This is a genomic window from Citrobacter sp. MGH104 (assembly GCF_001034485.1).
GTDB lineage: Bacteria > Pseudomonadota > Gammaproteobacteria > Enterobacterales > Enterobacteriaceae > Citrobacter > Citrobacter freundii.
In genome coordinates this window covers 91,361-104,044 of sequence record NZ_KQ089819.1, presented here as the reverse complement: position 1 = coordinate 104,044, position 12,684 = coordinate 91,361, and the positions used below count along the sequence as shown (strand labels likewise).

The 12,684-nt window shown below is 53.2% G+C and carries 9 protein-coding genes; 6 read left to right on the top strand and 3 right to left on the bottom strand.

Annotation, left to right across the window (positions count from 1 at the left end):
- Positions 1 to 92 precede the first annotated feature (92 nt).
- Positions 93 to 1,517 carry a dihydrolipoyl dehydrogenase gene (gene lpdA, locus SK34_RS18895; protein WP_003018686.1) on the top strand — a complete coding sequence of 475 codons (1,425 nt, stop codon included), beginning with the start codon at positions 93 to 95 and terminating at the stop codon, positions 1,515 to 1,517.
- A 194-nt stretch (positions 1,518 to 1,711) separates the two neighbouring features.
- Entirely contained in the window at positions 1,712 to 2,443 is a 732-nt protein-coding gene (traT, locus tag SK34_RS18890; RefSeq protein WP_003018683.1) for a complement resistance protein TraT, read from the top strand.
- Positions 2,444 to 2,506: 63 nt separating this feature from the next.
- Here traT and SK34_RS18885 read toward each other — a convergent pair whose 3' ends face one another.
- Together SK34_RS18885 and SK34_RS18880 are read right to left on the bottom strand one after the other, a co-directional pair.
- Positions 2,507 to 3,301 (bottom strand): DUF2950 family protein, encoded by a 795-nt coding sequence (locus SK34_RS18885; protein WP_003018680.1) that lies wholly within the window; start codon positions 3,299 to 3,301, stop codon positions 2,507 to 2,509.
- 10 nt (positions 3,302 to 3,311) lie between these two features.
- Positions 3,312 to 4,901: a DUF3300 domain-containing protein gene (locus SK34_RS18880; protein WP_048233904.1), complete on the bottom strand. Its 1,590-nt coding sequence runs from the start codon at positions 4,899 to 4,901 to the stop codon at positions 3,312 to 3,314.
- 448 nt (positions 4,902 to 5,349) lie between these two features.
- On the opposite strand from SK34_RS18880, the gene acnB reads away from it, so the two are divergent.
- Entirely contained in the window at positions 5,350 to 7,947 is a 2,598-nt protein-coding gene (acnB, locus tag SK34_RS18875) for a bifunctional aconitate hydratase 2/2-methylisocitrate dehydratase (RefSeq protein WP_003829483.1), read from the top strand.
- Between the two features lie 174 nt (positions 7,948 to 8,121).
- Positions 8,122 to 8,484 (top strand): protein YacL, encoded by a 363-nt coding sequence (yacL, locus tag SK34_RS18870; RefSeq protein ID WP_003018670.1) that lies wholly within the window; start codon positions 8,122 to 8,124, stop codon positions 8,482 to 8,484.
- Positions 8,485 to 8,517: 33 nt separating this feature from the next.
- On the opposite strand, the gene SK34_RS18865 is transcribed toward yacL, so the two are convergent.
- Positions 8,518 to 8,865: a YacC family pilotin-like protein gene (locus tag SK34_RS18865; RefSeq protein ID WP_003018667.1), complete on the bottom strand. Its 348-nt coding sequence runs from the start codon at positions 8,863 to 8,865 to the stop codon at positions 8,518 to 8,520.
- 153 nt (positions 8,866 to 9,018) lie between these two features.
- On the opposite strand from SK34_RS18865, the gene cueO reads away from it, so the two are divergent.
- Entirely contained in the window at positions 9,019 to 10,638 is a 1,620-nt protein-coding gene (gene cueO, locus SK34_RS18860) for a multicopper oxidase CueO (RefSeq protein ID WP_003837475.1), read from the top strand.
- Positions 10,639 to 10,822: 184 nt separating this feature from the next.
- The gene (gene tcp, locus SK34_RS18855; RefSeq protein WP_003837476.1) at positions 10,823 to 12,478 is read left to right on the top strand and encodes a methyl-accepting chemotaxis citrate transducer; all 1,656 of its coding nucleotides are present in this window, start codon (positions 10,823 to 10,825) and stop codon (positions 12,476 to 12,478) included.
- The last annotated feature ends 206 nt before the right edge of the window (positions 12,479 to 12,684 follow it).

Here is a 12,684-nt window from a genome sequence, read left to right as displayed (position 1 = left end):
GCCGTTTGTTGTTTCAAAATTGTTAACAATTTTGTAAAATACGGGCGGATAGAACGACCCGGTGGACGACGGGTATAAATTAAGAGGTCATGATGAGCACTGAAATCAAAACTCAGGTCGTGGTACTTGGGGCAGGCCCTGCAGGTTACTCTGCTGCCTTCCGTTGCGCAGATTTAGGTCTGGAGACCGTCATCGTAGAACGTTACAGCACCCTCGGTGGTGTTTGTCTGAACGTCGGCTGTATCCCTTCTAAAGCGTTGCTGCACGTAGCAAAAGTTATCGAAGAAGCCAAAGCGCTGGCTGAACACGGTATCGTTTTTGGCGAGCCGAAAACCGATATCGACAAGATTCGTACCTGGAAAGAAAAAGTTATCACTCAACTGACTGGCGGTCTGGCTGGTATGGCCAAAGGCCGTAAAGTGAAAGTGGTTAACGGTCTGGGTAAATTTACCGGGGCGAACACTCTGGAAGTTGAAGGCGAAAACGGCAAAACCGTAATCAACTTCGACAACGCGATCATCGCGGCGGGTTCCCGTCCGATCGAACTGCCGTTCATTCCGCACGAAGATCCGCGCGTGTGGGACTCCACTGACGCGCTGGAACTGAAAACTGTTCCTAAGCGCCTGCTGGTTATGGGCGGCGGTATTATCGGTTTGGAAATGGGTACCGTGTACCATGCACTGGGTTCAGAGATCGACGTGGTTGAAATGTTCGACCAGGTTATCCCAGCTGCCGACAAAGACGTGGTTAAAGTCTTCACCAAGCGCATCAGCAAGAAATTCAACCTGATGCTGGAAACCAAAGTGACTGCCGTTGAAGCGAAAGAAGACGGTATCTACGTTTCCATGGAAGGCAAAAAAGCCCCTGCCGAAGCTCAGCGTTACGATGCTGTGCTGGTAGCTATCGGTCGTGTACCGAACGGTAAAAACCTCGACGCGGGCAAAGCTGGCGTTGAAGTTGATGACCGTGGCTTCATCCGCGTTGACAAACAGCTGCGCACCAACGTGCCGCACATCTTTGCTATCGGCGATATCGTCGGTCAGCCGATGCTGGCGCACAAAGGTGTTCACGAAGGTCACGTTGCCGCTGAAGTTATCGCCGGTAAGAAACACTACTTCGATCCGAAAGTTATTCCATCCATCGCGTACACTGAACCAGAAGTTGCATGGGTTGGCCTGACTGAGAAAGAAGCGAAAGAAAAAGGCATCAGCTACGAAACCGCCACCTTCCCGTGGGCTGCTTCTGGCCGTGCTATCGCTTCTGACTGCGCAGACGGTATGACCAAACTGATTTTCGACAAAGAATCTCACCGTGTGATCGGTGGTGCGATTGTCGGTACCAACGGCGGCGAGCTGCTGGGTGAAATCGGTCTGGCGATCGAAATGGGCTGTGACGCTGAAGACATCGCGCTGACCATCCACGCTCACCCGACTCTGCACGAGTCTGTTGGTCTGGCAGCTGAAGTGTTCGAAGGTAGCATCACCGACCTGCCGAACCCGAAAGCGAAGAAAAAGTAATCTTCCCGCTTTTGTGAAAACGCCTCTTCGGAGGCGTTTTTTTTCCCGAAAGCTACCAGTTCTGGTAGTCATCTTATTGATATCTCCACTAAAAAAAATTGCGCAACTGCCGATACTTTTTTCGCCATTGTGTGGCTACTGGCCGCGCGGTTAAGAGGCTCTGGACTCTCTATTACACGAAAAAAGGAAAATACATGTCTTTAAAAAAAATCGCGGTTGTTGGCATGATTGTCGCGGCAATGACGCTGACCGGTTGTGGCGCGATGACCACCGCCGTTAAAAAACGTAACCTTGAAGTGAAAACGCAGATGAGTGAAACCATCTGGCTGGAGCCTTCCAGCGAGAAGACCGTCTACATTCAGGTAAAAAATACCTCTGACAAAGACATGAGTAACCTGCAAACCCTGCTGGCAAATGACCTGTCCGCGAAAGGTTATAAAGTGACCAGTTCACCAGACAGCGCTTATTACTGGGTACAGGCGAACGTATTGAAAGCGGACAAAATGGATCTGCGTGAAGCTCAGGGCTTCCTGAAAACGGGTTATGAAGGAGCCGCGATGGGCGCAGCGTTGGGTGCGGGGATTACCGCCTATAATAGCAACTCCTCTGGTGCGGCGCTGGGTGTTGGTATCGCGGCGGGGTTGATCGGCATGGCTGCGGATGCGATGGTGGAAGACGTAAACTACACCATGGTCACTGACCTGCAGATCTCTGAACGCAGCAAAGCGAAAGTGACAACGGATAACGTTGCGGCGTTGCGTCAAGGGACATCCGGTATCAAGTTGCAAACCAGCAGCGCGCAAGGCGATCGTGCAAAATATCAGACTCGCGTCGTGTCTAATGCTAACAAAGTGAATCTGAAGTTCGAAGAAGCGAAGCCGGTTCTGGAAGCTCAGTTGGCGAAATCTGTCGCTAACATCCTGTAATTTGCTGTGGGTTGCCGGGGGGCGGCTACGCCTTACCCGGCCAACTAATCTTTCGAATTGGTATCAGGGCGCTACGGGCTGCCAGGTTTTATCCGGATGGAATGTGGTTAACGCCTGTGCTTTTTGCTGAGAATCAACGCCGAGATCGGCCTGATAGACTTTATCATCACCGTTAATCATAAAACTCATCACGCCGGTGTGATCATAGCTAACAGGCCAGGCCACCATGGCAAAACCGCTGGTTTTGTCGGGAAGGATACGAAAATGATAGCCGTGATAGCCCGTGCCAGGTTCCTGTGGACTAAAGGCCGGGCCGAGCGGGCTTGGCGCTTCGCCGGGTGAAACAGGCCAGTACAGACCATCTTTTTTCCCTTCAGAACTGACAATCTTTTGCGCGTATTTCTGGTTCATCGCAAAATAGCTCTGCTGGGCATCTACATAAGCGTGTAACGCCTCGATAGCCGCGAGTTCGTTTCGTCCAATCTCACGGGTCAGGATCTCTTCGGCCGCTTCCTTGATATCAAATTGCCAGCCTGAAGCGTTTTTGACGACCGGGATTGGCAATTGCCAGTCGCTATCCCCGACCACCAGATGCGCGGTATTGCCGTCGACAACGGTATTATGGCGAACCTTCCAGTCGCGCAGGAAACGATCAACCGCATCAGGATCGACGCCTTCTGGCGGTAGAAAATCACGCCAGTTTTCCCCGAGCAGGTTGCTCATTGCACTTTCATTTTGCTCACTAATCGCGTTTGCCAGCGCATCGGTCGCCTGGTCTGGTGTGCTGAAGGATTGTTGTGCCATCGCGGCAGCCGAAACCATGAACAACACAATTCCACTGAGTAGTTTATTTTTCATGTCGGTTCCCTTAACGATGACGGAATTCACGGTGTTCAGCACGCCCGCCAGAAGGCTGGCGCGATGGCTGATTACGGGCGACCTGCCGGCTCTGTGCCCCCCGCTGTTGCTGCGCCTGCCAGTTGGCGGAGCGACTGTCGTTCCCGCTCAGCGCATTGGCGCGTGGCTGGCTGGTCCGTTGTTGAAGATTGCGCTGCTGCGCCGGTTGCGTGACCCGTTTCTCCTGTCGCTGGGCGACTGCCTGACGATTCTCACGTTGCTGTGTGCTTGTCCGTTTCGCGGTTTGCGGTTTGGTATCGTAACCACGGTAGTTATTACGTTGGGAAATTTGCTTCAGCTGTTGGCTGGATGCCTGACGCTGGGCGTCTTTCGTGCCCGTACGCGCCGTCTGCGGGAATGTTTTTCCCGTTGATTTTTCCATTTGGCTCATCGCAGCCTGGCGTTGGCTATCACGGTTGACCGGTCTTTGCTGGGTTGAACTTAAACCTGTAGCCGTGTTAGTGGCGTGAAAGCGGTTATTGAGCTGGTTATTTGGGTATGGCACACCCTCACGATAGGCCGGGTTGTGCTGCCAGGTACGGTTGGCGTCTGTCAGTCGTTGTCCACTGATTTTATTAAAGTTATCAACGTTAATATTGATGTTGTTATCACCATTACGGTTATAGCCGCCATGGTTATCCCAGTCATCATTATGATGGTGATCGTCGTCGTCATCCCAGTCGATGTTGCTGAAGATGGCATAGGTTGTGGCAACACCGAGGCTGAAGCCTAAACCATTAACGAAGCTGTTACCAAACTGCTCACCGGGCGTTGGCGGCAGATAGGTTGGCGGATAGGCGGTGTTCGGCCAGGTACCGTAAACCGTATTCGGGTTATAGGTAGGAACGTACACCACCTGCGGATCGGCGGATTCAATTTTGATTACCGTTGGGCTTGTTGAGGCGGTCGTGGCTGTTGTGGTCGCTGAACTGGTCGTCGACTCGCTGGTGACGGTTTTAGCCGGCGCCGCTTTGGTCACGGTGGTGACTGTCTGCTGCGGTGTCGATTGCAACGCACCGGTCTGTTGCGCCAGTGCACGCAGGCGTTGAACGGAATCCATAACATCTTTTGGCTGCGCAAGGAAAGCATCGCCCAGATTTTGTACCCACGGCGGATTTTCACCCATCAGCGACATCAACTGAGGAAAGGCGACCAGCGATTTCACGCTGGGATCCCAGGGCTGGCTGGCAACGGCCTGAATGGCGGCATCGCCCTGCATTTTGGGATTGTCTTTTGACCACTGTGCGGCCTGGATGACGTTAGCCGGATAGGTTGAGGCCATCAAAATTTGCGACAGCAGCGAGTCTGGATAGAGTGCGATAGGTGCAACCCACTGATCGATTTGTGCTGCCGAGTAGGTTGGTGCCACGACGGGCGCTGTTTGGTCGGCCGGGGCAGGGGCCGCTATTGGCGCTGGAGCCGGTGCTGACGGTTGCTGTGCAACGGGGGCCGGAGCCGCAGGCTCCGTAGCACGACTTTTAACGAACATCACGCCTGAGGCGGCAAACAGCCCGACACTGCACAAAAGGACAAGCAGATGTGGCTTAAGGGGCAACTTCATAAAATGACTCCAACGAGACAAGCGCTGTGCCGTGAGGCGTTCCTGTTGCCGCGAGTATTATTCACCCGTGTTAGACAGTTTTGACTTTTATTGGGGATTCACCCGGTAGGTCCGGAAAAAGAGTGTGAGGATTTATTACACAATTATATCTGATGGCTGAAAAGTCGCTGGAAAATTCAGCATCTCGCGCTTGAAAATCAACTGTTTCAGGGTGGTTTTAGGTAGCCTGAATTGCGTTCCTCCTTGCCGCTACACCATTCTTAACGATTCAGCCAATTTTTTATGTTGCTTTTTTGTAAACGGATTAACACTTAATGAAAATCCTGTTATTGTGCCTTATGCGGTACCGGGCATTTACCCTACTAACTACTGTCTCACAGGAGCGTGAAGAGAATCGCCCATCTACAAAAGCGCCGCATTATGACAATGAGAGCGAGGAGATATCGTCGTGCTAGAAGAATACCGTAAGCACGTAGCTGAGCGTGCTGCCCAGGGGATTGTGCCAAAACCTTTAGACGCAACCCAAATGGCCGCACTTGTCGAGCTGCTGAAGACCCCGCCTGTGGGCGAAGAAGAATTCCTGTTAGACCTGTTGATCAACCGTGTTCCTCCTGGCGTAGATGAAGCCGCTTATGTTAAAGCCGGTTTTCTCGCTGCCGTCGCGAAAGGCGACACCACCTCCCCGCTGGTTACCCCAGAAAAAGCCATTGAACTGCTGGGCACCATGCAGGGTGGTTACAACATTCATCCGCTGATCGACGCGCTGGATGACGCCAAACTGGCACCGATTGCCGCCAAAGCGCTCTCTTCAACGCTGCTGATGTTCGATAACTTCTACGATGTGGAAGAAAAAGCCAAAGCGGGCAACGAATATGCGAAGCAGGTAATGCAATCCTGGGCCGATGCCGAATGGTTCCTGAACCGTCCGGCTCTGGCTGAAAAAATCACCGTTACCGTCTTTAAAGTGACCGGTGAAACCAACACCGATGACCTCTCTCCGGCACCGGACGCATGGTCCCGCCCAGATATCCCGCTGCACGCGCTGGCGATGCTGAAAAACGCCCGTGAAGGTATCGAACCGGATCAACCGGGTGTAGTTGGCCCGATCAAACAGATCGAAGAATTGCAGAAAAAAGGTTACCCGCTGGCTTATGTGGGTGATGTTGTCGGTACCGGTTCTTCGCGTAAATCCGCGACCAACTCCGTGCTGTGGTTCATGGGTGACGACATTCCTCATGTGCCGAACAAGCGCGGCGGCGGCCTGTGCCTCGGCGGCAAAATTGCACCTATCTTCTTCAACACCATGGAAGATGCGGGCGCACTGCCGATTGAAGTGGACGTGTCGAACATGAACATGGGCGACGTGATTGACGTTTACCCGTTCAAAGGCGAAGTACGCAACCACGAAACAGGCGAACTGCTGGCCAGCTTTGAGCTGAAAACCGAAGTCCTGATCGACGAAGTACGTGCTGGTGGTCGTATTCCGCTGATCATCGGTCGTGGCCTGACCACCAAAGCGCGCGAAGCGCTGGGTCTGCCGCACTCAGACGTCTTCCGTCAGGCGAAAGACGTGGCGGAAAGCAGCCGTGGCTTCTCCCTGGCACAGAAAATGGTTGGCCGCGCCTGCGGCGTGAAAGGTATCCGTCCGGGCGCGTACTGCGAACCGAAGATGACCTCCGTGGGATCTCAGGATACCACCGGTCCAATGACCCGTGACGAACTGAAAGACCTGGCATGCCTGGGCTTCTCAGCTGACCTGGTGATGCAGTCCTTCTGTCACACTGCCGCCTATCCGAAGCCAGTGGATGTCAATACGCACCATACGCTGCCAGACTTCATCATGAACCGTGGCGGTGTCTCCCTGCGTCCGGGCGACGGCGTTATCCACTCCTGGCTGAACCGTATGCTGCTGCCGGATACCGTAGGTACCGGTGGTGACTCCCATACCCGTTTCCCTATCGGGATCTCCTTCCCGGCAGGTTCTGGTCTGGTGGCGTTTGCTGCAGCGACCGGCGTGATGCCGCTGGATATGCCGGAATCGGTACTGGTGCGCTTCAAAGGTAAAATGCAGCCGGGTATCACTCTGCGTGACCTGGTTCACGCCATTCCGCTGTACGCGATCAAACAGGGTCTGCTGACCGTTGAGAAGAAAGGTAAGAAGAACATCTTCTCTGGCCGCATCCTTGAAATCGAAGGTCTGCCGGATCTCAAAGTGGAGCAGGCGTTCGAACTGACCGATGCTTCCGCAGAGCGTTCTGCTGCGGGCTGTACCATCAAGCTGAACAAAGAGCCGATCGTTGAGTATCTGAACTCTAACATCGTTCTGCTGAAGTGGATGATCGCGGAAGGTTACGGCGATCGCCGTACGCTGGAACGTCGTGTGCAGGGCATGGAAAAATGGCTGGCGGATCCGCAGTTGCTGGAAGCCGACGCTGACGCAGAATACGCGGCGGTGATCGACATTGACCTGGCTGACATCAAAGAACCAATCTTGTGTGCACCGAACGATCCGGACGACGCGCGTCTGCTGTCTGACGTACAGGGTGAGAAGATCGACGAAGTGTTCATCGGCTCCTGTATGACTAACATCGGCCACTTCCGTGCCGCTGGTAAGCTGCTGGATGCGCACAAAGGTCAACTGCCGACGCGTCTGTGGGTGGCTCCGCCAACCCGTATGGATGCGGCACAGCTGACCGAAGAAGGTTATTACAGCGTGTTCGGTAAGAGCGGTGCGCGTATCGAAATTCCAGGCTGCTCTCTGTGCATGGGTAACCAGGCGCGTGTCGCCGACGGCGCAACGGTGGTCTCGACCTCTACCCGTAACTTCCCGAACCGTTTAGGTACCGGGGCAAACGTCTACCTGGCTTCTGCGGAGCTGGCGGCGGTTGCGGCGCTGATCGGCAAACTGCCGACGGCGGAAGAGTACCAGACCTATGTGGCGCAGGTGGATAAAACTGCCGTGGATACTTACCGTTATCTGAACTTCGACCAGCTGTCTCAGTATACGGAGAAAGCCGATGGTGTGATTTTCCAGACCGCGGTGTAATGCGCTAACGCGTTTTGTGTAAAAACACATCAATGCCCGGAGAAGTCTGCTTCTCCGGGCATTTTTATTTCTATTCCTTATACCCACTACGCTTTTTTTCTGCCGCGCTGCTGCGATAATTACAGCAAGGCGCGATGCGGTATTGGCGCATTGCCGGGAGTAGAGGAAGACATTATGGATTACGAATTTCTGCGCGATATTACCGGGGTGGTAAAAGTGCGTATGTCCATGGGCCACGAGGTGGTGGGGCACTGGTTTAATGAAGAAGTGAAAGAAAACCTGGCCTTACTTGATGAAGTGGAACAGGCGGCGCGTGCGGTTAAGGGCAGTGAGCGCTCCTGGCAGCGAGCAGGGCATGAATACACGCTCTGGCTGGATGGCGAAGAAGTGATGGTTCGCGCTAATCAGTTGGAGTTCTCTGGAGATGAGATGGAAGAGGGGATGAGCTATTACGACGAAGAAAGTTTTTCGCTTTGTGGTGTAGAGGACTTTCTTCAGGTTGTGGCGGCATACCGCGAATTTGTGCAACAGCGTTAATTCATGCGGAGCCAGCGGGCTCCGCTATGTCTGTTACTTCACGTAGGCCAACAGGCTCAGAGAATCACGCGCCAGTGCTTTGCATTTCTTTGCCGTGGGGATGCCGATACCGCTGAGATCGCGGTAGCTGTCTTCACCCAGCGCTTTCATATTGAAGGTATCGTAATTACTCAGGTCCCACTGGTTTTGCTGGGCAAAAAAGACCAGTGCGCGACGGATCTGCCCATTAGGCAAATTCTGGTATCCACAGTCATTTTTCAGAAAAACAAAAACTGCCGTTAAATCGGCCATATCTTCGGCTTCGGACTCGCTGAGCGCGTAGCTGTTTGCGCATACGGCCATCAGGCTGCCGAACAAAACTGTTCTGAAAAACGTCTTCATTGCTTCTACCACTGCATCACGGAATTTAAACGTTAGCATACTGCGAGCGAAGCGACGACCTTTATTATTAGCCGTTCACTTGACCTTCCCGTAAGGGGAAGGCTTATGCTTAAAAGATAGCCTGCTTAAGCTGCTGAATATAAGGAAGTGATTATGCAACGTCGTGATTTTTTAAAGTACTCCGTGGCGCTGGGCGTAGCGTCAGCGTTACCTCTGTGGAGCCGGAGCGTATTTGCCGCCGACCGTCCCGCCTTACCCATTCCTGATCTGTTAACCGCCGATGCTTCGAATCGCATCCAGCTGATCGTGCAAGCCGGGCAGTCAAACTTTGCCGGTAAGACGGCCACGACCTGGGGATATAACGGCAATCTGCTCGGACCGGCGGTCAAGCTGAACAAAGGGCAATCGGTGAACGTGGATATCCATAACCAGCTTGCCGAAGAGACGACGTTGCACTGGCACGGGCTGGAAATCCCCGGTGAAGTCGACGGTGGGCCGCAAGGCATAATCCCGGCGGGCGGGAAACGTTCAGTGACCTTCACGCCGGATCAGCGCGCGGCAACCTGCTGGTTCCACCCTCATCAGCATGGAAAGACCGGTCATCAGGTAGCGATGGGGCTGGCCGGACTGGTGCTGATTGAAGACGAAGAGATTCGCAAGCTGATGCTGCCTAAGCAGTGGGGAATTGATGATGTGCCGGTAATTATTCAGGACAAACAGTTCTCTGCTGATGGGCAGGTTGATTATCAACTGGACATCATGACCGCCGCAGTCGGCTGGTTTGGCGATACGCTGCTGACCAATGGGGCGATTTATCCTCAGCATGCCGCACCGCGCGGCTGGCTGCGCCTGCGTCTGTTGAATGGTTGTAACGCGCGCTCGCTGAACATTGCGGCCAGCGACAATCGTCCTTTGTACGTCATTGCCAGCGACGGTGGACTGTTGGCGGAACCGGTAAAAGTGACCGAGCTTCCTATGCTGATGGGCGAGCGCTTTGAAGTGCTGGTGGATGTCAGTGACGGCAAAGCTTTTGATCTGGTCACTCTGCCGGTCAGCCAGATGGGGATGGCAATTGCGCCATTTGATAAGCCGCACCCGGTGATGCGCGTTCAGCCGCTGCTGATTACCGCTTCCGGCACGCTGCCGGATACGCTGACATCCATGCCATCGCTGCCGTCACTGGAAGGTTTGACGGTGCGCAAGCTGCAGCTGTCGATGGATCCGATGCTCGATATGATGGGCATGCAAATGCTGATGAAGAAATTCGGCGGTCAGGCCATGGCGGGTATGGATCATGGAAAGATGATGGGCCATATGAATAATGACAATATGGACCACGGCAATATGAATCATGGCAATATGAACCATGGTGAGATGGGGAATATGCAGCATGGCAACATGGGCAACATGAAGCATGGCGGATCGTTTGATTTCCATAATGCCAACCGGATTAATGGTCAGGCGTTTGATATGAATAAACCGATGTTTGCCGCAGCAAAAGGGCAGCATGAACGCTGGGTGATTTCCGGTCAGGGCGACATGATGCTGCATCCGTTCCACATTCACGGCACGCAGTTCCGCATTCTGTCTGAGAATGGCAAAGCGCCTGCCGCACACCGTGCGGGATGGAAGGACACGGTGCGGGTAGAAGGCGGCGTGAGCGAGGTATTGGTTAAGTTTGACCATGACGCGCCAAAAGAGCATGCCTATATGGCGCACTGCCATCTGTTAGAGCATGAAGATACCGGGATGATGCTCGGCTTCACCGTCTAAAAAAATCGCGCTGTGCTTATCCGGCCTACAGAAATCTCTCGTAAGCCGGATGAGACACAGTCTCTTTACAGCGTTTCATCGCACGACTCCCTCCTCCTGCTAATTCTGCTATTGCACATAAAGTAATCGCCTTTAGAGCCGATAATCATTGGGTACCCAATGTGAGTTCAATGGATGAAATACTATGATTAAAAATGTGCGCGTTATTACCGGCATTCTTCTGGTTCTCGCCATTTTCTGTTTGCTACAGGCCGTGACAGGAAGTTTTTTTTATTCTGCAGTAAACAATGATCGCCATAATTTCCAGAACTCAGGCACCCTGAATGCCCAACAGGAAAATCTGAGTGATAGCGTCAATACGCTGATTAAAACCCGGGTAACGGTAACCCGCGTAGCAATTCGTTTCTTAAAGAACCAACGCGATCCGGCCTCACTGGCGGCAATTGATACTTTGCTAAAAACGGCGAGTGAGTCGATGAAGAAAGCTGAGGGATACTTCGCACATTATCAGTCATTGCCGCAGGTGTCGGGGCAGAATCCGCAAATTGCATCTGAAATGGAAAAACAGTATCGGCAGATGCACGACGTGATGGCGTTATCGATAGAGTATCTGCGCGCGAATAACTATCAGGCCTATGGCGATCTTGATGCTCAGAAGGCGCAAGATGAAATGGAAGCCAGCTATGACCAGTGGCGTAACGAAAATAACGCGTTGCTTCAGCACGCGGCGGCGGAGAATCAGCACAGCTTTACCCGCATGCAATGGACATTAGGGGCAATTGTCGTCGCTGTGCTCATCGTTCTGGGCATGATCTGGAGTGGGTTGCAGCATATGCTGCTTAAACCCCTGGCGCAGATTATGGAGCATATTCGCATTATTACCCGTGGTGATTTGACCCATCAACTCGACGTCCAGGGACGTAATGAAATGGGGCGTTTGGCGACGGGGTTAGATGAAATGCGACAGTCGCTGATTTCGACAGTCACGTCGGTGCGTAACAGCTCAGAAACGATTCATAGCGGTGCAGCGGAAATCTCGTCAGGTAACAACGATCTGTCTTCGCGTACCGAGCAGCAGGCTGCTTCACTTGAAGAGACTGCCGCCAGCATGGAACAGCTTACTGCAACCGTGAAGCAAAATACGGACAATGCGAAACAGGCGACTCAACTGGCTAAGAATGCGTCTGATACTGCCGCGCGTGGTGGACGGGTTGTTGATACTGTCGTGCACACTATGAGTGAAATTGCCGGTAGTTCACAGCAAATTGCGCAGATCACCAGCGTCATCGACAGTATTGCTTTCCAGACCAATATCCTGGCGCTCAACGCGGCGGTTGAGGCAGCCAGAGCAGGAGAGCAGGGACGAGGATTTGCTGTTGTAGCGGGTGAAGTCCGTACTCTGGCAAGCCGTAGCGCTCAGGCAGCCAAAGAGATCAAAGCGTTGATTGATAACTCAACTCACAGCGTGGGGATGGGATCTCAGCAGGTGTCGGACGCGGGTAAAACGATGAAAGAGATTGTCGCTGCGGTCACCCGCGTGACGGACATCATGGGGGAAATCGCTTCAGCCTCAGAGGAACAGAGTCGGGGGATTGAGCAGGTGAGTCTCGCGGTCTCGCAGATGGACAGTGTTACACAACAAAACGCCGCGCTGGTAGAAGAGTCTGCCGCCGCCGCCGCTTCGTTGGAACAACAAGCTGAACAGTTACGCCTGGCCGTGGCAGCATTTCGCATCACTCGCGATACCTCCAACAGTGAGCATCGGAAACCGCCTAAGGATGCTCCACAAGCAACCTCTGCGGGGAGTACGACACAAGACCCGCATTGGGAAACGTTTTAGCCACATGCTGTCGTGCGAACCAGGTTTTGCTTAATAAGCATACAAAAAACGACGCAAACGGGTTCTCCTGTGAACTATCAGAGGAACCCGCTCTCTTTACTGGTATACTTCATCAACTGAATTGTTTGTATGCTGTCGCAAGTTTTGTGGTTAGAGCGGGTCGCCGTCTGTCAGTCGGTGTATCAACGTAAGCGCTTTCTTTCGAT